Consider the following 21,171-nt stretch of genomic DNA (forward strand, 5'->3'; position numbering starts at 1 on the left):
TCGTCAACCTTGGAAATGTACGTGAATGTACCGGTTGAATTGTGTTGAACGCACAGGCGCTGAAGACTACAAACCTTCCAGCGCCGCCATCAGATCATTCAACCGATCCACCTTCTCTTCGGTAATGTCACTGGCCGCCAGCCCTTCGATGTACTCGGCCAGTTCCTCCACCGTGCTGCACTCGAACATCGCTCGCAGCGGCACATCCCGTTGCAGGGTTTTCTGCACTCGCGAGGCGATTTGTGTGGCGAGCAGCGAGTGGCCACCGAGTTCGAAGAAGTTGTCGCGGACCCCGACCTTCTCGACCTTCAGCACCTCGGCCCAGATATCGGCCAGGGTCTGCTCCAGATCGCTGCGCGGCGCCAGGTAATCCTGGCTCTGCAACTGGCCGATCTCCAGCGCCGGCAAGGCCTTGCGGTCGAGTTTGCCGTTGGCGTTGAGCGGCAACCGGTCGAGCCACAACCAGTGCAGCGGCACCATGTATTCCGGCAGTTCGGCGCGCAGGCGCTGCTTGATCCGCTCCAGCCGTTCGCTCTGATTCAGTGCGGAATCTGCGGCCACCAGGTAGCCGACCAGATGCTTGCCGTTGACACCTTCCTGCACGCCGACCGCCCCGTCACGGACTTCCGGTTGCTCGTGCAGACGCGCCTCGATTTCACCCAGCTCGATCCGGTAACCGCGAATCTTCACCTGATGGTCGACCCGGCCGACGTATTCCAGCACCCCGTCGCTGCGACGGCGCGCCAGGTCGCCAGTGCGATACAGACGCTCACCCGGCGCACCGAACGGATTCGGCACGAACACCGGCGCAGTGCGCAGCGGATCGCTGACATAACCACGACCGACACCGGTGCCGGCCACGCACAACTCACCCACCGCACCCAGCGGCACCAGATCCAGCGCGCCATCGAGCAGGTACAGCAAGTTGTTGTCGGTCGGCGTACCGATCGGCAGATAACTGCCACGAGTCGAGGCCAGGTCGACGCGGAAGAACGCCACGTCGTCTGAGCACTCCGCCGGGCCATAGGCGTTGACCAGACCGATCTCCGGATAACGCAGCAGCCACTGGTGCGCCAGTTCCGGCGGCATTGCTTCACCGGTCGGCAACATCCAGCGCAGACCGTCGAGGCTCAAACGATCCGAGGCGAGCATGCCCTGGATCAACGACGGCACGCTTTCCAGCACGGTGATGACCTGCTGTTGCACATGCACCAGCAGGCCTTGCGGATCGTGGGCGATGGTGTTCGGCACGATGTCCACCCGCGCCCCGAACAGCGGCGCGGCGAGGAACTGCCAGACCGAAATGTCGAAGCTTTGCGAAGCGGTCTGGGCGATCACATCGGCGTCGCTCAGATTCAGGTACGGCACCTTGCTCAACTGGTTGTTGAGCATGCCGCGCTGCTCGACCATCACGCCCTTCGGCAAACCGGTGGAGCCCGAGGTGTAGATCACGTAGGCCAGGTTGTCCGGGCCGCTGAAGAGGCCCGGATTCGCCGACGACACCGCGCCCGCCTGAACCTCTTCCCACACCAGCAGGCGTGGACGGTTGGCGCAGCTGAATTCATCCAGCAAGGTCGTCGCCTGTTCACGGCAAGCCTCGGTGCACACCAGCACCGGCGTGCGACTGAGCTCGATGATGCGTTGCAGACGCTGGCTCGGCAGGCCTGGATCCAGCGGCAGGTAACCGGCACCGGCCTTGAAGCTGCCGATGATCATGCCCAGCAGATCCAGATTGCGCTCGCCCAGCAACGCCACCGGTTGATCGATCTGCACCCCGGCCGCGACCAACGCGTGGCCGAGACGGTTGGCGTTCTGGTTCAGCTCGGCATAGCTCAACTGCTGATCGAGGCAACTGGCGGCAGTGCGTTGCGGATGTTGCGCGACCTGGGCTTCGAACAGTTCGACGTAGCTCTGCTCCAGCGGATAGTCGTGCTCACTCTGGTTGCAACCGTGGAGCAGGAAGTCCTGTTCATCAAAGCCCAGCAGCGGCAGGTCAGCCATGTCGCCATGGAAGCCGTCGACCAGCGCCAGCAACAGACGCTTGAACTCGCCGAGCATGCGCTCGATGGTCGACTCGTCGAAGTAACGCTGGTCGTAAGACAGGTGCAGACCGAGGTCATCACCCGGATAGCACACCGCCGTCAACGGGAAGTTGGTGTGGGTACGGCCCGAGTCCGAGGTCGCGTTGAGGCTCTGCGCACGGTCCAGCACCGAGACTTCCACCGGGGCGTTTTCGAACACGAACAGGCTGTCGAACAGCGGCTGGCCTTTCGGCAGTTCGCTCTGCTCCTGGATGTTCACCAGCGGCAGGTATTCGTACTCGCGCAGTTGCATGTTGCTGTCGAGCAGACCGCTCAGCCACTGACGAACACTGGCCCGCTGATCGTCCGCCGGGATCTGCACCCGCAGCGCGATGCTGTTGATGAACAGGCCGACGGTGCGTTGCATCTCCGGCATTTCCACCGGACGCCCGGCCACGGTCACGCCGAACAGCACGTCGCGATCACCGCTCATGCGTCGCAGCACCAGTGCCCACGCCGCTTGGGCGAAGGTGTTGATGGTCAGTTGATGGGCCTGGGCCAGCTCGCGCAGACGGGCGCCGTCCTCGACATTGAGGCGGGTGTAGCGGTCGCCGACGATCATGCCGCCGCTTTCGCCAGCGTGTTCACGCAGGAACGGACGGTCGCTCGGGATCGGCGTGGTGCGCTCGAACCCTTGCAGGTTCTGCTGCCACCACTGACGCGCCTCGGCCAGGCTCTGGCGTTGCAGCCAGCCGATGTAATCGCGGTAACGCGGCGGCACCGCCAATTGCGCTTCGCGACCTTCGCCCAGAGCGGTGTAGATCTCGAAGAAATCGTTCATCAGCAGCGAGCGACACCAGGCATCGATCAGGATGTGGTGGTTACTCATCATGAACCAGTAGCGCGCCGCGCCAACCTTGATCAGGCGCAGGTGGAACGGTGCCTGATTGAGCAGATCGAACCCGGCTTCGCGCTCGGCCTTGAGCAGCGCTTGCAGCTTCGGCTCCTGCTCGGCGTCAGCGATGGCGCTCCAGTCCAGATACTCGATCGGCGTGCGACCCGGCGTATGAATCACCTGCAGCATGTCTTCGCCGACGTTCCAGCAGAACGACGCACGCAGCGCTTCATGACGGGCGATCACCGCTTGCCATGCCTGGGCGAAACGCTCGGGGTCGAGTTCGCTGTTGATGCGATAGCGATCCTGCATGTAGTACAGACCGGTGCCCGGCTCCAGCAAGGTGTGCAGCAGCATGCCTTCCTGCATCGGGGTCAGCGGGTACACATCTTCGATGTGCGCCGCCGGCACCGGCAGTGCGTCGAGTTGCGCCTGGGTCAGTTTCGCCAGCGGGAAGTCCGATGGCGTCAGACCACCGGCCTCGTCCTGCAGGCAATGTTCGATCAGGCTCTGCAACTCACCGACGTAGGCATCGGCCAAGTCGTTGATGGTCTGGGCGTCGTAACGTTCGGCGCTGAAGGTCCAGCGCAGCAGCAGCTCACCGCCGTACACCTGACTGTCGACGCTCAACTCGTTCGGCAGTGGTGCGTGCGGATCGTGGGCGGCACCGACCGATTCATCCAGCGGACGGAACAGCGCATCGCTGCCGAAACTCTGGTCGAACTGGCCGAGGTAGTTGAAGGTGATCGGTGCGTTCGGCAACGCTGCCATGCTCTGACGGCTGACGTCATCGGCCAGATAACGCAGCACACCATAACCGAGGCCTTTGTGCGGAACGGCGCGCAGTTGTTCCTTGATCGCCTTGATCGAAGCGCCCTGCCCGGCGGCTTCTTCGATGTTGTGCGGGGTCAGACGCAGCGGATAAGCGCTGGTGAACCAGCCGACGGTGCGGGTCAGGTCGATTTCGTCGAACAGGGTTTCGCGGCCGTGGCCTTCCAGTTGAATCAGCGCCGACGGCTGCCCGCTCCAGCGGCACAGCACGCGGGACAATGCGGTCAGCAGCAGGTCGTTGACCTGCGTGCGATAGGCACTCGGTGCCTGTTGCAGCAGTTGTTTGGTTTTTTCTGCATCCAGACGCACGCTGACGGTTTGCGCATGGCGATTCTGGCGGCCACCCTCAGGGCGTTCGCACGGCAAATCGGCAGTCGGACCGGCCAGTTGCGCCTGCCACCAGCTCAGTTCTTCACGCAGGGATTCGCTGCCGGCGTAGGCCTGCAAGCGCGCCGCCCAGTCCTTGAAGGCGCTGGTTTTCGCCGGCAGTTTCACCGACTGATCGGCGTCGAGCTGGCGATACACGGTTTGCAGATCGTCGAGCAGAACGCGCCACGACACACCGTCGACCACCAGGTGATGAATCGCGATGAACAGTCGTTGCTGACCCTCCGGCCCGTCAATCAACAAGGCGCGCACCAGCGGACCCTGCTCCAGATCGAGGCTGCGCTGGGCATCGGCGAACAGTGCGGCGCACTTGTCCATCGACGGCACGCGCACTTGCCACAACACCGCGGCATCGGTCACCGGTTGATGGGTTGCTTGCCATGCGCTGTTGATCTCGCTGAAGCGCAGACGCAAGGCGTCATGCTGCTCGATCACGGCCAGCAACGCCTGTTCCAGACGATGCGGTTCAAGCGCCACAGTCGGCTCCAGCAGCAACGCCTGGTTCCAGTGTTGACGCTCGGGAATCTCGGTGTCGAAGAACCAGTGCTGGATCGGCGTCAGACGCGATTCGCCAGTCACCAAACCTTGTTCGGCCGTCACGGTTTCACTGCGACTGGCGACAGCGGCCAGCGTCTGCACAGTCTGGTGCTGGAACAGATCGCGAGGGCTGAAGTGAATGCCCTGCTGCCGCGCACGGCTGACCACTTGAATCGACAGGATCGAGTCGCCGCCCAGTTCGAAGAAATTGTCGTTGAGACCGACCTGCTCGACGTTGAGCACTTCGCACCAGATCTGCGCCAGGGTCTGCTCCAGCTCGTTGCTTGGCGCCACGTAATCCTGACGATTGAGCTCCGGATCCGGCGCTGGCAAGGCGCGACGGTCGAGCTTGCCGTTGGCGGTCAGCGGCATGCTGGCCAACAGAATCAAATGCGTCGGCACCATGTAGTCCGGCAATTGCGTCTTCAGGTGCGCCTTGAGGGCTTCGCGCAGTTCTGCTTGCTCGGCTTCGCTTCGCGAAGCGACCTCGGTCACGAGATAGCCGACCAGTTGCTTGCCGCTCGGTGCATCCAGCGCCAGCACCACCGCTTCGCGGATCGAAGCGTGATCGAGCAGGCGGGTTTCGATCTCGCCCAGTTCGATCCGGAAACCACGGATCTTCACCTGATGGTCGATCCGCCCGAGGTATTCCACCAGACCATCGGCGCGCTGGCGCACCAGGTCGCCGGTGCGGTACATGCGCCCGCCATTGGCGGCAAACGGGTCGGCGACGAAACGTTCGGCAGTGATGCCGGCGCGGTCGTGATAACCCTGGGCCAGGCCGGCGCCGCCGACGAACAACTCACCAGTCGCGCCTTGCGGCACCAGTGCCAGATCGGCGTCGAGGATGTAGGCCACGCGATCTCCGATCACGCTGCCGATCGGCACACTACCGGCACCCTCTTCCAGCACCTCGGGTGCAAGGCTGGCCAGCGGCATGACCACGGTTTCGGTCGGGCCATAGGCGTTGAAGAACAGGCTCGGTTTGAACGCTGCACGAATCCGCTGCAGGTGTTCGCCGGTAAGCGCTTCGCCGCCGGTGATGATCATGCGCACCGGCAGGATGTCGTTTTGCGTCGCGAGGAACTGCGCCAACTGGCTGCCGTAACTCGGGGTGAAGCCGAGAATATTGATCCGATGTTCGCGGATCAGGCTGCAGATTTCTTCCGCGTCCCACTGTCCTTGCGCACGCAGCACTACCTGCGCGCCGCTGAGCAGCGGCACCAGCAGACGCTCGGTGGCGGCGTCGAAGTTGATCGAATAGAAGTGCAGCTCGCAATCGTCCGCACGCATGCCGAAGCGTTCGATCACGGCCTGGCAGTGCATGGCGATTTCACCGTGGGACACCACCACGCCTTTCGGTTTGCCGGTGGAACCCGAGGTATAGATCAGGTACGCCTGATGCTGCGGCAGGCTGATAAATGGCAGCTCGGTGGCCGGGTAATCAGCCAGCGCGGCGCTGTCGTCTTCCAGGCACCAGCGCGCCACGTTCGACGGCAGTTCGCCGAGGGCTTTGAACATCGCCCGGTCGCTGAGCAGCAGGCCGACGCGGCTGTCTTCGATCATGTAATGCAGGCGGTCGAGTGGGTATTCCGGGTCCAGCGGCACGTAGGCGCCGCCGGCCTTGAGGATCGCCAACAGGCCGACGACCATTTCCAGCGAACGCTCCAGCGCCAGACCGACCCGCACTTGCGGGCCGACACCGCGCTCGCGCAGGGCCCAGGCCAGACGATTGGCGCGGGCGTCGAGTTCGGCGTAGCTCAGGGTCTGCCCGGCAAAAGTCAGGGCCGGCGCATCTTTGCGCGCCAGTGCCTGCTCGGCGAACAGGTGATGAATGCACTGATCGAGACGACGCTCGCCCGGCTCGACGCCAAGGCTGTCGAGCAATTGTTGTTGCTCAGGCGCATCGAGCAATGGCAATTCGCTGAGGCGCTGTTGAGGGTCGGCGATCAACGCTTCCAGCAGGTTGCGCCAATGTCTGGCCATGCGCGCGATGGTTGGTTCATCGAACAAGTCGGTGCTGTAAGTCAGGCAGCAACCGAGGCGATGGTCGAGGTCGGTGACTTCCAGGTTGAGGTCGAACTTGGTCGCCCGCGCATCGTTGGCCAGGTATTCGACAGTCATCCCGGCGAGCATGCGGCTCTGCTGGAATTCCCAGCGCTGCACGTTGCACATCACCTGGAACAGCGGGTTGTACGCCGCGCTGCGCGGTGGCTGCAACGCTTCAACAAGATGATCGAACGGCAGGTCCTGATGGGACTGGCCTTCGATCACGGTGTGACGCACCTGCTCGAACAATTCGCCGACCGACATCTGGCCGTCGAGCTGGCAACGCAACACCTGGGTGTTGAGGAACGCACCGATCAGCCCTTCGCTTTCCGGACGGATGCGGTTGGCCACCGGTGCGCCGATGCGTAGATCGGTCTGGCCGCTGTAGCGATAGAGCAACGTTGCAAGTGCGGCGGTCATGGTCATGAACAGGGTCAGACCGTTCTGCGCGTTGAACGCCCGAACGCGAGCGGCAAGGTCATCGCTGAGGTCGAAACGGAACAGTTCACCCTGGTGACTTTGCACCGGCGGACGCGGACGGTCGCCCGGCAGTTCCAGCAGCGGATGTTCGCGGCCCAGTTGCGCAGTCCAGTAGTCGAGCTGACGCTGACGCTCACCGGACTCCAGCCAGTTGCGTTGCCACACGCTGTAGTCGAGGTACTGCACCGGCAGCGGCTCCAGCGGCGAATCGCGGTCATCGACGAACGCTTCGTACAGCGCGCTGAGTTCCCGGGCGAAGATGTCCATCGCCCAGCCTTCAGTGACGATGTGGTGCAGGGTCAGGACGAAGTAATGCTCGTGCTCGGCGGTCTTGACCAGGCAAGCGCGCAGTAGCGGGCCGGTTTCCAGATCGAACGGCAAATGCGCTTCATCGTCGGCCAGTTGCTGGACCTTCTGCTCGCGCACATCAGCGGCGAATTTCGAGAAATCCTTCCAGTCCATGCGCACGCCGGTCTCGGCATGCACGTGCTGACGGGCCACGCCGTCGACGCTCGGGAACGTGGTGCGCAGGGTTTCGTGACGCAGGATCAGCGCTTGCAACGCTGCTTCGAAACGCCCGACATCCAGCACGCCACGCAGGCGCGCCATGCCGCCGACGTTGTACGCCGGGCTGTCCGGTTCCATCTGCCAGAGGAACCACATGCGCTGCTGGGAATAGGACAACGGCACGGGCTTGCTGCGATCAACCTTGTCGATCGGCGGCTGTTTGTTGGTGCGGCCGCTGGCCTGGATCTGGCGGATCTGTTCGGCGAAATCACCCAGTTCGCTGTGTTCGAACAAGGCACGCAGCGGCAATTCGACGTCGCAGGCCTGACGGGTGCGGGAAATGATTTGCGTGGCCAGCAGCGAGTGACCGCCGAGGGCGAAGAAGTCGTCGCGCAGGCCGACCTGTTTCAGGCCCAGCACTTCACGCCAGATCGCGGCGATCTGTTGTTCCAGCTCGGTGACCGGTTCGACGTGTTCGCGCACCTGCCATTGCGGCTCGGGCAAGGCGCGACGGTCGAGTTTGCCGCTCGGGCTCAGGGGCATTGCGTCCAGGCACATCAGTTGTGCCGGAACCATGTATTCCGGCAGCTCGGCGGCCAGTGCGGTTTTCAGGCGAGCGATTTGCGCGTCCTGATCTTCATTGGCATCGGTGGCGGTGAAATAGCCGATCAATTGCGGACCGGCGACGGTTTCACGCACCAGCACGGCGGCCTGGGCGACGCCATCCTGAGCGAGCAGACGCGCTTCGATTTCTTCCGGCTCGACGCGGAAACCGCGCAGTTTGACCTGCTGATCGAGACGGCCGAGGTATTCGATCACACCATCGTTGGTCCAGCGCGCGCGGTCACCGGTGCGGTACAGACGCGCACCCTGCTCGCCCAGCGGATCGACCACGAAACGTTCGGCGGTCAGCGCCGGGCGACCGAGGTAACCACGGGCCAGGCCGATACCGCTGATGCACAGCTCACCCGGCACACCGGCCGGCACTGGATTGAGATCGTTGTCGAGCACGCGGCAGACCACGTTGCCCAGCGGACGGCCAATCGGCGAACGCTCGCCATCGGCCACGGTGCAATGCCAGTGGGTGACGTTGATCGCGGTTTCAGTCGGGCCATAACGGTTGTGCAGTTGCACCGCCGGCAGTTGCGCCAGCACGCGGTTGCGCAGTTCCGCCGGCAGCGCTTCACCGCCGGAGAACACGCGGCGCAGGCTGGTGCATTCGGCGCTCAACGGTTCGTCGATGAACAGTGAAAGCAGCGGCGGTACGAAGTGCAGCGTGGTCACGCCGTACTGCTGAACCAACTGCGCGATGCGATGCGGATCGCGGTGTTCACCGGGGCCAGCGATCAGCAGGCGCGCGCCGGTGATCAACGGCCAGAAGCATTCCCACACCGACACGTCGAAACTGATCGGCGCCTTTTGCATCAGCACGTCGGTGTCGTTCAGGCGATAGGTGTTCTGCATCCATTGCAGACGTTCGGCCAGCGCCGCGTGAGTGTTGCCCACGCCTTTCGGCTGGCCGGTGGAACCGGAGGTGTAAATCACGTAGGCGAGGTTGTCGCCGTGCAAGTGCAGGCCCGGTGCCTGGCTCGGCCAGTTTTCCAGGTGCAGGGTGTCCATGGCGATCACGCTGACGCCTTCGCTGGCCGGCAAGCGGTCGAGCAATGCAGTCTGGGTCAGCAGCAGTTCGACGCCGCTGTCGCTGAGCATGTAGGCCAGACGATCGGCCGGGTAATCCGGGTCCAACGGCACGTAGGCGCCGCCGGCCTTGATGATTGCCAGCAAGCCGATCAGCAGTTGCGGCGAACGCTCGGCGGCGATGGCCACGCACACGTCCGGGCCGACGCCTTTGTCGCGCAGGTAATGGGCGAGACGGTTGGCCTGGGCGTGCAGTTCGGCGAAGTCGAGGCTGCCGCCGTCCCATATCAGGGCGGTGCGATCAGGGATTTGCCGGGCTTGTTCGTTGAGCAGTTCTGGCAGCCATTGCTGAGCCGGCGTGCATGGGGCGACGCTCCACGCGTTTTGCTGAGTGTGTTCGTCGGCGGTCAGCAGTGGCAGGTCACCAATTGCCTGATCCGGGCGCTCGCAGACAGCGCGCAGCAGGTTGCTGAAATGCTCGGCGAGACGCTCGATGGTCGCGGCGTCGAACAGCTCATCGGCATAGTCGAAGAACAGCGTCAGACGACCATTTCGGTCTTCTTCGCTGTGCAGTTGCAGGTCGAACTTGGCCTCGCGACTGTGCCACGGCAGTTCCTCGGCGAGCACGCCCGGCAGACGCTTGAGCGCACTCAGGTCGCGTTGCTGGTGGTTGAACATGACCTGGAACAGACCTTGTTCTCGGGCCTGCGGGAAGGCTTCGAGCAGTTGTTCGAACGGCAGGTCCTGATTCGCCTGAGCACCGAGCGCAGCCTGACGGGTTTGCGCCAGCAGTTCGGTGAACGACAGACGCGAATCGACGTCAGCACGCAGTACCTGAGTGTTGATGAAGAAGCCGATCAGGCCCTGGGTTTCCAGGCGCGGACGGTTGGCGTTCGGCACGCCGATACGAATGTCGCGTTGACCGCTGTAGCGATGCAACAGGCTTTGGAACGCCGAGAGCAGCAACATGAACGGCGTGGATTGATAGGCCTGGGCGGTCTGGCGAATGGCGTCGCTGAGGCTGATTCCCAGACGAACGCTGTGGCGTGCGGCGCTGTGAATTTGTTTGGCAGAACGTGGATGGTCGGTCGCCAGTTCCAGCGTCGGATGCTCATTACCCAACTGCGCTTTCCAGTACGCCAGTTGCCGCTCGCCCTCGCCTTGCGCCAGCCACTGGCGCTGCCAACTGCCATAGTCGGCGTATTGGGTGGGCAGCGGCGCGAGTTCGGCACGCTGGCCTTGGGAAGCAGCGGCGTACAGGCGCGAGAACTCGTCGATCAATACGTTCAGCGACCAGCCGTCGGCGATGATGTGGTGCATGGTCACCAGCAACTGGTGATCTTCATCGTCGAGGCGAACCAGCGTCACCCACAGCAGCGGGCCCTTCTCCAGGTCGAACTGGGTGCGGGCTTCGTCTTCGCGAATCTGTTGTGCGCGTGCCTCACGCTCGGCGGCCGGCAGATCGCTGATGTCGATCAGTTGCAGGTTGAACTCGCCCGCCGCTTCGACCTGTTGCAGCGCCACGCCATCGCGCTCGAAGAAACGCGTGCGCAGGGATTCGTGGCGTTCGATCAGTTGCTGGAAACTGGCGCGCAATGCGTCTTCGTCCAGTTCGCCGCGCAGGCGCAGGGCGCCGGGAATGTTGTAGGCGCTGCTGTGCGGATCGAGTTGCCAGGTGATCCACAGACGGTTTTGCGCCAGCGATTGCGGCAGTGCTTCGTTGCGCGACAGTGCGGTGATTTCGCCCTGGGCGCTGCCGCCGTCCTGCTGCTGTTGCGCCACGGCAGCGGCGAACGCGGACAGGGTTGGGGCTTCGAACAGCAGACGCAGATTGAGCTCCAGGCTCAGTTCTTCGCGTACCTTGGCGATCACCTGAGTTGCGGCGATCGAGTTGCCGCCGAGCAGGAAGAAGTGATCGTCGGCGTTGACTTGCTTGACGTTGAGTTGCTCGGCCCAGATCTTGCCGATCAGGGCTTCCAGCTCAGAGGCGGACGCGGTCGATTCGCTGGTTTCAGCGGTGGCCGACGGGAACACCGCGTAACTGTCGAGGCTGCCGTCAGCCAGACGATTGCGGCAGGCCGAACGTTGCAGCTTGCCGCTGGAGGTCTTCGGCAACGCACCCGGATTGAGCAGCACCACCACGCTCGGTGCTTCCTGATAAGCCTCGGCCACCGCCTGACGGATGGCTTTGATCAGCGCTTCGGGCGGGAGGATTTTCTGCACGCTGCGGCTGATTTCCGCCGCGATGCCGATGCCTTCTTCGCCGTTCTGATTGACCGCGAACGCGGCGACGCGACCCTTGCGCACCACCTCCACTTCGCTCTCGACCGTCTTCTCGATGTCCTGCGGGTAGAGGTTGTGACCGCGTACGATCAGCATGTCCTTCAGGCGACCGGTGATGAACAGTTCACCGTCGCGAATGAAGCCCAGGTCACCGGTGCGCAGCCAGGTCTGGCCGGCGTGCTGGACGAAAGTCTTGGCGCTGGCCTCGGGGTTGCGCCAGTAGCCGTGGGCGATGCTCGGGCCGGTGGCCCAGACTTCACCGACGGCGTTGTCGGCCAACTCTGCCAGCGTGGTCGGCTCGACGATCAGCACCGCATGATCGGGCTGGCTGATGCCGCAACTCATGATCGGGCTGCCCTCGCCCGGCTCGGCACGGTTCTGGGCCAGGGCTTGATCGTCGACGCGCAGGGCCGGAATGCCCGTGCCGCGAGGTGTGCCGGCGACGAACAGGGTCGCTTCCGCCAGACCATAGGACGCCATGAAACTGTTTTCGCTGAAACCACACGCAGTGAACTTCTCGGCGAAACGCTCAAGGGTGTCGAGACGGATCGGCTCGGAACCGGAATAGGCGACGCGCCAGCGGCTCAGGTCGAGACGCTCCAGCGCCGATTCGCTGACCCGCTCGCTGCACAGTCGATAGGCAAAGTCAGGGCCGCCGCTGATGGTGCCGCCGTATTGGCTGATCGCTTCGAGCCAGCGCAACGGCCGGCCGAGGAAGTACGCCGGTGACATCAGGATGCACGGCACGCCGCTGAAGATCGGTTGCAGCAGACCGCCGATCAGGCCCATGTCGTGGTACAGCGGCAACCAGCTGACGATCACGTCGTCCGGGTTCACGTCGATGCCGAAGCCATGGCGGATCAACAGTTCGTTGGCCACCAGGTTGCCGTGGCTGACCTGTACACCCTTGGGCAGCGCGGTCGAACCCGAGGTGTATTGCAGGAAGGCGATGTGGTCTTGCGGCAAGGTCGGTTCGACCCAACGCTCGGCCAGCGAGGCGTCGAGGGTGTCGACGCACAACAGCGGCGGCGCACTTTCGATTTGCTGCAAGGCGTCGCGCAGGTCGGCGCTGGTCAGCAGCAGACGCGGTTCGGCGTCGGCAATGATCGACAGCAGGCGTTCCTGATGGTGACGCTTGGCCGATTCCGGCGGATAAGCCGGCACCGCGATCACGCCCGCGTACAGGCAACCGAAAAACGCCGCGACGTAATCCGGGCCGCTCGGGAACAGCAGCACCGCGCGATCACCGAATCCGGCCTCGGCCTGCAACGCTGCCGCGATGGTGCGCGCACGCTGATCGAGTTCGCGGTAACTGAGCACCACAGCCTGCTCCTCGGTTTCAGCGAGAAAACGCAAGGCCAGCCGATCCGGCGTCAGAGCCGCGCGGCGCTGGAGGGCTTGGACCAGGGTGCTGGGGAGTTCGAACGCGTCGGTCATGAGGTTTCCTGCCTGAATTCGGCTTGCTGGTGGAATCGGGTTGGCTGCGGCATGCCCGTGCAAGGCATGCGGGACACGGTCTTCGCCGACCGTGCAAGGCATTGGAATGCGGTATGGTCGGGGCTGTGTACCCGGAACCATTCACCAATGAGAACGGATGACGTCTTGAAATAATTAGTCGGCAGGCTGGATCGCCAATGGGGCTGGGCGCTTGGACGAGTGCGGCGGCGTGTCGCAGCTCACGGATCGCACCGTTATGGATCATTAGTTCTCTTTCTCAATTGACAATCATTATCATTCAACATAATTTGTCGCTCGATGTGTAGGACGGCCCCGTCCCCCAGGCGTCCCACTAACCTATTGGCAGCAAGGTGATTTCCATGACGGAACAAGTATCCACAAGCAGGTGCGATTCACCGCTACTTCAGGCATTCGTCGACAATCGACTGATTCTGGTCAAGATTGCAGCCCGCATTACCGGCTGCCGTTCACGCGCCGAAGATGTGGTGCAGGATGCGTTCTTCCGACTGCAATCGGCGCCGCCGATCACGTCGTCGATCAAGGCCCAGCTGAGTTATCTGTTCCAGATCGTGCGCAATCTGGCCATCGATCACTACCGCAAACAGGCGCTGGAGCAGAAGTACGCCGGCCCCGAGGAGGAAGGGTTGAACGTGGTCATTCAGGGCGCTTCGCCGGAAACCTCACACATCAACTTCTCGACCCTGGAACACATTGCCGATGCGCTGACCGAGCTGCCGGTCCGCACCCGCTACGCCTTCGAGATGTACCGTCTGCATGGCGTGCCGCAAAAGGACATTGCCAAGGAACTCGGCGTTTCGCCGACCCTGGTCAACTTCATGATTCGTGATGCGCTGGTGCACTGCCGCAAGGTGTCGGGCAGTCGTGCAGATGCCGTGACTGCGAACCGTCGCTGACAGCACACCGCAAAAAAAAAGATCGCAGCCTTCGCTGAAGGGCTGCGATCTTTTTTTGTTTCAGCGAGGCGTCACGCCAGTTTGCAGCGATCAAAAAACCGCTCACGCCCCAGGATCATCAACGCCGCGCGCTTGTGCGGGAAGTCGAACTCCTTTTCACAGTGGAAGCACTGGTTGTGCATGTGGCCGATCATCTTCGCGTTGTCGGCTCGCGGCTCGGCGACGACGTGCTGCGTACGCGGATCATCCAGAAACAGGTAGTGCACCAGCGCCGACAGCCAGCTCGCCACCTTGTGCGGACCGCGATGGTTTTCTTCCCCGACCAGCATGTGAATCCCGCGATCGTAGTTATCGGCATCGTAGAACGGCGCGATGCGATCTTCCTTGGCCCAGTAGGCTTCGAAATAGGCAAACGGCTGGTCGTCGAAACAACCGATCAGGGTCAGGGTGTGCGGATCGGCGTCGAGTTTGCTCAGGTACTCGCGATGCTGTTCGAGGCTGCCCTCTTCCTGCCAGAAACTGGCGACTCGCGGGCTGTTCTGCCAACGGTTGAAACGCGCAAGATCCTGCTCGATTTCTACCGTTCGCAGGGAAATCCACGCACCGAGACGTGCATCGAAACGCCGATAAACCTCACCACGCGGTTTCACCGGCCGCAGCGGATGACGCTTGCCGTTGCTGATGACCATCTGCTGCGGATAACTGCCGGTCAGCGAAGCCCCCAGCCACGGTTGCGGCAGTTGCCAGAACAGCGTGCGCTCGCAGCGATATTCGCCCGCCACTTCAGTGCTCACCAGCAAACCGCTGAGCAAGGCTTCGGTCGGTGGCTGATCCAGTTGCCAGATCAATTGCTGACGCGCCGGATCCCGGGCAAACAGCCAATAGCAGGCCGCCCACAGCGCCTGGCATGGCGGCAGCGCATAGCGTTCATCGATCTGGATCGGCCCCTGGCCTTCACGATCGAGGCGCAGGCGAATCAGCGGTTGCCCGTCCAGGCTGAGGCTCAGACGGCTTTCAGTGGCATCGGCTATCAGTTGACTGCCCGAAGGCAAGGCCAGGGCAGTCAGGTCATTCAGATTGGACATGGGTCGGGCTCACGATAATCGTCGACAGTTCAACGATGGGACGTGAGCCGGGGCGGGAAATTTAGGCCGGACGCGAAAAACCGCCCGTCATGGGTGAGGCACCGGCACCACGGCAATCTTGTACGGATCGAAGATCTTCAGCATCTGCCCGCTGTCGCGCAGCCCTTGCAGCAACTTGCCGAACGCCTCGCCGGTAATCGGCGCTTTCGGGCTGAGAATGGCGTAATGGTGATAGATCTGGTCGATGCGTTGCGACACCAGCAATTCGTCACGCACCTTGTCGTTGCGCAGCAGGTAATCGAACAGATACGAGCGAGTGACCAGGGCAATGTCCGCCCGACCGCGCAGCACCATCAACAGGTTGCTGTCGTGGGAATAGGTCAGCGTGGCGTTGTAGGTTTCCGCGAGGTATTTGGGGTCGGCATTGAAGTTGGCGAACTCGTAGTGATAGCCGCTGTACAACGCCAGGCGTTTGCCCTTGAGATCAGCGAAGTAATTCTGCTGGCGACCGGGTTCGTTTTCCGCGACGAAAATCTCCGCGTCCTCCAGTCCCATGTCGACCGTGGTATGGGGAATGTCTTTCCAGCCCCAGTCCGGATTCTCGAAGATCGCCATGTCCGTGCGGCCCTCCTTGAAATCGCCGAACCGTCGCGGAATCGAGGTGGGGACAAGCTCGAAACGGTAGTCGCTCTGCGAGCTGTTCAATGCAGCGACCAGCTCCGGCAGCAGCCCGGTGTCGGCACCGTTTTCCGGGCGAATGGTGTAAGGCGGGAAATGCGCCGCCCCCACCCGAACCACTTGCACCGCCTCAGCAGGCAAAACCCAGGATGCAGCCAGCGCTGCGAGCATCAGCCCGGCGGCCGTCCGATTTGACGAAGACTTCAAAACACCCCACTCCCCGAAAAAGTACCGTTCCATGCATTCAAGCTAGGCGGTTTCGCCCAGTTAGCCAGTTTCCCGGGCCGATAGAAAGTAATCAGCGTTCTTCGAGCACCAGGATCAGCGCTTCTTCGGCCAGTTGATCGAGGCTCAAACTGCCGCCGGCGCGGAACCAGGTGGTGGTCCAGGACAATGCGCCCGTGAGAAAACGTCGGGTAATGAACACATCGCCGCGGATGAACCCCGCTTCCTTGGCCTCGCCCAGCACTTGCAGCCAGATGTCCTCGTAAATGTCACGCAGCGCCAGCACCTTGGCCTGACCGTCTTCGGACAGCGAGCGCCACTCATACACCAGCACCGCCATCGCTTCGCCGCTGCCGCCCATGATCGACTGCAATTCGCAGCGGATCAGCGCCAGCACCCGCTCGCGCACATCGGCCGCTTCGGCCAGGGCTGCACGCATCAGCGCCGTGTTGTAGCGGATGGTTTCTTCCATCACCGCGCGCAGGATTTCGTCCTTGCTCTTGAAGTGATGAAAGATGCTGCCTGACTGAATGCCCACAGCGCCGGCCAGGTCGCGCACGGTGGTGCGTTCGTAGCCTTTGTTGCGAAACAGGTGGGCCGCCACTTGCAGCAGTTTGCCGCGAGCGCTGTCCGGGTCGGTCAACCGGCCTTCATCGACCAGTTCGCGCATGACCTTCAGGGCTTTTTGCTCGTCCACCCGTTCTCTCCTACAGTCGTTCAGTCGTCTGCCGCCCTGAAACCGCAGGGTTGCGCGGGCAATTTAAGCCGCCGGCCGCGACCAAGCAAGCGCTTGGGCAGAAGATAATCCAGCCTGTTTACAAACCAAGCGCTTGCTTGGTAGCCTCGATGCACTTCTGTCACAGGTTGCTGAGTCGGAGATGAAAATGCCCACCACCGTCCGCATCGGATGCGCCAGCGCATTCTGGGGAGATACCTCGACCGCCGCCGCGCAGCTCGTGGCCGCAGGACAGCTGGATTATCTGGTGTTCGACTACCTGGCCGAGATCACCATGTCGATCATGGCCGGCGCCCGCATGAAGGACCCGCAGGCAGGGTTTGCCGGCGATTTCATCGAAGTCCTGGCGCCCCTGCTGCCGCAACTGGCCGAACAGAAGATTCGCGTCATCAGCAATGCCGGCGGGGTCAATCCCCAGGCCTGTGCCGCCGCCCTGCAAGCGGCCTGCGACAAGGCCGGCGTAGCGCTGAAAATCGCCGTGCTGTCGGGCGATGACCTGCAACCACACTTCAAACAGCTCGCCACCCAAGGCATCACGGAAATGTTCAGCGGCGCCCCGCTGCCACCGATGTGCGTTTCGACCAACGCCTACCTCGGCGCACCGGGCATCGTCGAAGCCCTGCGCCTGGGCGCCGACATCGTCATCACCGGCCGCGTGGTCGACAGCGCAGTGGTCAGCGCCGCACTGGTGCATGAATTCGGCTGGTCGTGGCACGACTACGACAAACTCGCTCAAGCAGCCTTGGCCGGGCACATCATCGAATGCGGCGCGCAGTGCACCGGCGGCAACTTCACCGATTGGCGCGACGTACCGGATTACGAACACATCGGTTTTCCGATCGTCGAGGTCGGCGCCGACGGCCAGTTCATCGTCAGCAAACCTGAAGGCTCCGGCGGACTGGTCACGCCGCTGACCGTCGGCGAACAGATGCTTTACGAAATCGGCGATCCACAGGCCTATCTGTTGCCCGATGTGGTCTGCGACTTCAGTCAGGTCAAGCTTCAGCAGCAAGGCAAAAACGCAGTTCGCGTCCACGGCGCCAGAGGCTTGCCGCCCAGCGACAAATACAAGGTCAGTGCGACGTACCCGGACGGTTTCCGCTGCACCGCCAGTTGTCTGATCGCCGGCATCGATGCGGTGGAAAAAGCCCGACGCGTCAGTCAGGCGATCATCGACAAGACTTCTGAAATGCTCGAGCAACGCGGCTGGGGCCCCTACAGCGAAACCCATATCGAGCTGCTTGGTAGCGAAGCCACCTACGGCCCTCACGGCCAGCGTCGGGACAGCCGCGAAGTGGTGATCAAACTCGCCGTGCGCCACCCGAACAAACAGGCCTTGATCCTGTTCTCCCGGGAAATCGCCCAGGCCGCCACCGGCATGGCGCCGGGGCTGACCGGCATCGTCGGCGGGCGGCCGACGGTGTATCCGCTGATCCGGCTGTTCTCGTTCCTGATCGACAAAAGCGCCTGCAGCTTGCAGATCGACATTGCCGGCGAGCGCCACCCGTTTGCCCTGCCCGCCTCGGCCACCCTCGACAGCGAGGATTTGCCCCTGCCCTACGAAACGCCCAAACCCCATGGCCGCGCTGACGCCAGCGTCGCGCTGGTGAAACTGGCCGTGGCGCGCTCCGGCGACAAGGGCAATCACAGCAACATCGGCGTCATGCCACGTCGCCCGGAGTACCTGCCGTGGATCGCCGAAGCGCTGACCCCGGCCGTGATCGTCGACTGGATGAGCCATGTCCTCGACCCGATTCACGGCCGGGTCGAACGCTGGTATCTGCCGGGTACTCACAGCCTGAATTTCCTGCTGGAAAACGCCCTCGGTGGCGGTGGCGTGGCGAGCCTGCGCATCGACCCGCAAGGCAAAGCGTTCGCCCAACAATTGCTGGAAATCCAGATCCCGGTGCCGCAGAGCATCGCCGAGCAGTTCGACTAGAGGATTGTCCATGGCATACGAATCGATTTTCCGGGCTGACCTGTTCAGCGGCCAGACCGTCATCGTCACCGGAGGCGGCAGTGGCATCGGGCGTTGCACCGCCCATGAACTGGCAGCGCTCGGGGCCACCGTGGTGCTGGTCGGACGCAAGCCGGAAAAGCTGCAAGCCGTTGCTGCCGAAATCGCCGAGGACGGTGGCCGGGCGCACTGGAAGGCCTGCGACATTCGTGACGAAGAAGCCGTGAAGACGCTGGTCAGCGAACTGATCCGCGAACACGGGCCGATCCACGGGCTGGTCAACAATGCCGGCGGGCAATACCCGTCGCCGCTGGCCTCGATCAATCAGAAAGGCTTCGAAACCGTGCTGCGCACCAATCTGGTCGGCGGTTTCCTGATGGCCCGGGAAGTGTTCAATCAATCGATGAGCAAGCACGGCGGCAGCATCGTCAACATGCTCGCCGACATGTGGGGCGGCATGCCCGGCATGGGCCACTCCGGCGCCGCCCGTTCAGGTATGGACAACTTCACCAAGACCGCGGCATTCGAATGGGGTTATGCCGGCGTTCGGGTTAACGCAGTGGCGCCGGGCTGGATCGCCTCCAGCGGCATGGACACCTATGAAGGCGCGTTCAAGGCGGTGATCCCGACCTTGCGCGAACACGTGCCGCTCAAACGCATCGGCACCGAATCGGAGGTCAGCGCGGCGATTGTATTTCTGCTGAGCCCGGCGGCGTCGTTCATCAGCGGAAGCACCTTGCGCATCGACGGCGCGGCCAGCCTGGGCAGTCGCGCATGGCCGCTGCACAAGGCGACCCACAGCGAATCCTTCAACGGCTTCCACCGGGCCTATATGCCGGACGTCTTGAAGGACAAGGAGTAAGCCATGCCGCAGATCCAGTCCCAGCTTGACCCGCACAGCGAAGCCTTCGCTCGCAACCGCGCAGCGATGCTTGCGGCCATCGAGCAAGTCCAGCAGCTCGAACAGAACCTGCTGAACAAGGCCGCCGAAGCCAAACCGAAATTCGACAAGCGCGGACAACTGCTGCCCCGCGAACGCCTGAACCTGCTGCTCGACCCTGGCGCGCCATTCCTCGAACTGGCGAGCCTGGCTGGCTACAAACTGCACGACGACAAGGACGGCAGCTCGGCCGGTGGCGGCTTGATTGCGGGCATTGGCTACGTTTCCGGCGTGCGGGCGCTGGTGGTGGCGAACAACAGCGCGATCAAGGGCGGGACGATTTCCCCGTCGGGTCTGAAAAAATCCCTGCGCCTGCAACAGATCGCCCAGGAAAACAAACTGCCGGTGATCACCCTCGCCGAAAGCGGTGGCGCCAACCTCAACTACGCGGCGGAAATTTTTGTCGAAGGTGCACGCAGCTTTGCCAATCAGGCGCGCATGTCGGCGATGGGGCTGCCGCAGATCACCGTGGTGCATGGCTCGGCCACGGCCGGCGGTGCATATCAGCCAGGGCTGTCGGATTACGTGGTGGTGGTACGCGGCAAGGCCAAGCTGTTTCTCGCAGGCCCACCCTTGCTCAAGGCAGCGACTGGTGAAGTGGCCACCGACGAAGAACTGGGCGGCGCCGAGATGCACGCGCAAGTCGCCGGAACCGCCGAATATTTGGCCGAGAACGATGCCGACGGCGTGCGTCAGGTGCGGGAAATCATCAGCCTGTTGAACTGGAACGAGCAGCTTCCGTGGCTGCCCGAACCGCAATTCAAAGAGCCGCTGTATCCCATCGACGAACTGCTGGGCCTGATCCCGGACGACCCGAAAAAGCCCTACGACGTGCGTGAAATCATTGCGCGGATCGCCGATGAATCGCGCTTCCTGGAGTTCAAGGGTGAGTTCGATCAGCAGACCGTTTGCGGCCACCTGAAAATTCAGGGCCGCGCCTGTGGCTTCATCGGCAACAACGGCCCGATCACACCCAACGGTGCAAGCAAGGCGGCGCAGTTCATTCAGCTGTGCGACCAAAGTCAGACACCCCTGCTGTTTTTCCACAACACCACCGGGTTCATGGTCGGCACCGAATCGGAACAGCACGGCGTGATCAAGCACGGCTCCAAATTGATCCAGGCCGTGGCAAATGCACGGGTGCCGAAACTGACCATCGTGGTCGGCGGCTCCTATGGCGCGGGCAACTATGCGATGTGCGGGCGCGGGCTCGATCCGCGCTTCATCTTCGCCTGGCCCAACAGCCGCACCGCGGTGATGGGTGGCGCCCAGGCCGGCAAAGTGCTGCGCATCGTCACCGAAGCCAAGCAGTTGAAGGACGGTCTGGTGCCCGACCCGAAGATGCTCGACATGCTGGAACAGGTCACGGCGCAGAAACTCGACAGCCAGTCCACCGCCCTCTACGGCAGCGCCAACCTGTGGGACGACGGGCTGATCGATCCACGCGACACCCGCACCCTGCTCGGCTACCTGCTGGATATCTGCCACGAAGCCGACATCCGCACGCTGGCCCCCAACAGCTTCGGCGTCAGCCGGTTCTGATTGCCACG

At 62.9% G+C, this 21,171-nt stretch carries 8 protein-coding genes; 4 read left to right on the forward strand and 4 right to left on the reverse strand.

Annotated elements, in window-relative coordinates:
- Window positions 1–66: 66 nt before the first annotated feature.
- A complete protein-coding gene (locus AC1RR7_RS24950; RefSeq protein WP_493158648.1) occupies window positions 67–13,065 on the reverse strand; it encodes a non-ribosomal peptide synthetase in 12,999 nt (4,332 codons plus the stop codon).
- A gap of 380 nt (window positions 13,066–13,445) precedes the next feature.
- Between AC1RR7_RS24950 and AC1RR7_RS24955 the strand changes: the two genes are divergently transcribed.
- Window positions 13,446–14,000, forward strand: coding sequence for an RNA polymerase factor sigma-70 (locus AC1RR7_RS24955; RefSeq protein WP_096821112.1), 555 nt, complete (start codon window positions 13,446–13,448; stop codon window positions 13,998–14,000).
- A 71-nt stretch (window positions 14,001–14,071) separates the two neighbouring features.
- On the opposite strand, the gene AC1RR7_RS24960 is transcribed toward AC1RR7_RS24955, so the two are convergent.
- The 3 genes from AC1RR7_RS24960 to AC1RR7_RS24970 all read right to left on the reverse strand — a co-directional run bounded on the left by AC1RR7_RS24960 (window position 14,072) and on the right by AC1RR7_RS24970 (window position 16,685).
- Complete coding sequence (locus AC1RR7_RS24960) at window positions 14,072–15,085, reverse strand: GNAT family N-acetyltransferase (RefSeq protein ID WP_493158649.1); 1,014 nt, start codon at window positions 15,083–15,085, stop codon at window positions 14,072–14,074.
- A gap of 87 nt (window positions 15,086–15,172) precedes the next feature.
- Complete coding sequence (locus tag AC1RR7_RS24965; protein ID WP_096821110.1) at window positions 15,173–15,970, reverse strand: substrate-binding periplasmic protein; 798 nt, start codon at window positions 15,968–15,970, stop codon at window positions 15,173–15,175.
- A 91-nt stretch (window positions 15,971–16,061) separates the two neighbouring features.
- Window positions 16,062–16,685, reverse strand: a complete 624-nt coding sequence (locus AC1RR7_RS24970; protein ID WP_096821109.1) for a TetR/AcrR family transcriptional regulator — start codon at window positions 16,683–16,685, stop codon at window positions 16,062–16,064.
- Window positions 16,686–16,872: 187 nt separating this feature from the next.
- On the opposite strand from AC1RR7_RS24970, the gene AC1RR7_RS24975 reads away from it, so the two are divergent.
- The 3 genes from AC1RR7_RS24975 to atuC are packed head-to-tail and all read left to right on the forward strand — an operon-like array spanning window position 16,873 to window position 21,163.
- The gene (locus tag AC1RR7_RS24975) at window positions 16,873–18,663 is read left to right on the forward strand and encodes an acyclic terpene utilization AtuA family protein (protein WP_493158650.1); all 1,791 of its coding nucleotides are present in this window, start codon (window positions 16,873–16,875) and stop codon (window positions 18,661–18,663) included.
- A gap of 10 nt (window positions 18,664–18,673) precedes the next feature.
- On the forward strand, window positions 18,674–19,543 hold the full coding sequence (locus tag AC1RR7_RS24980) for an SDR family oxidoreductase (protein WP_102620426.1): 870 nt from the start codon (window positions 18,674–18,676) through the stop codon (window positions 19,541–19,543).
- Between the two features lie 3 nt (window positions 19,544–19,546).
- Complete coding sequence (gene atuC / locus AC1RR7_RS24985; protein ID WP_493158651.1) at window positions 19,547–21,163, forward strand: geranyl-CoA carboxylase subunit beta; 1,617 nt, start codon at window positions 19,547–19,549, stop codon at window positions 21,161–21,163.
- Window positions 21,164–21,171: the final 8 nt, after the last annotated feature.

The sequence above is a fragment of the Pseudomonas sp. GW821-FHT11G12 genome (genome assembly GCF_058808055.1).

What these genes read in the sequence shown, in the direction of transcription:
- AC1RR7_RS24975 (WP_493158650.1), top strand. Translation starts at nt 16,873, where the DNA reads ATGCCCACCACCGTCCGCATCGGATGCGCCAGCGCATTCTGGGGAGAT.
- atuC (WP_493158651.1), top strand. Translation starts at nt 19,547, where the DNA reads ATGCCGCAGATCCAGTCCCAGCTTGACCCGCACAGCGAAGCCTTCGCT.
- AC1RR7_RS24955 (WP_096821112.1), top strand. Translation starts at nt 13,446, where the DNA reads ATGACGGAACAAGTATCCACAAGCAGGTGCGATTCACCGCTACTTCAG.
- AC1RR7_RS24980 (WP_102620426.1), top strand. Translation starts at nt 18,674, where the DNA reads ATGGCATACGAATCGATTTTCCGGGCTGACCTGTTCAGCGGCCAGACC.
- AC1RR7_RS24950 (WP_493158648.1), bottom strand. Translation starts at nt 13,065, where the DNA reads ATGACCGACGCGTTCGAACTCCCCAGCACCCTGGTCCAAGCCCTCCAG.
- AC1RR7_RS24960 (WP_493158649.1), bottom strand. Translation starts at nt 15,085, where the DNA reads ATGTCCAATCTGAATGACCTGACTGCCCTGGCCTTGCCTTCGGGCAGT.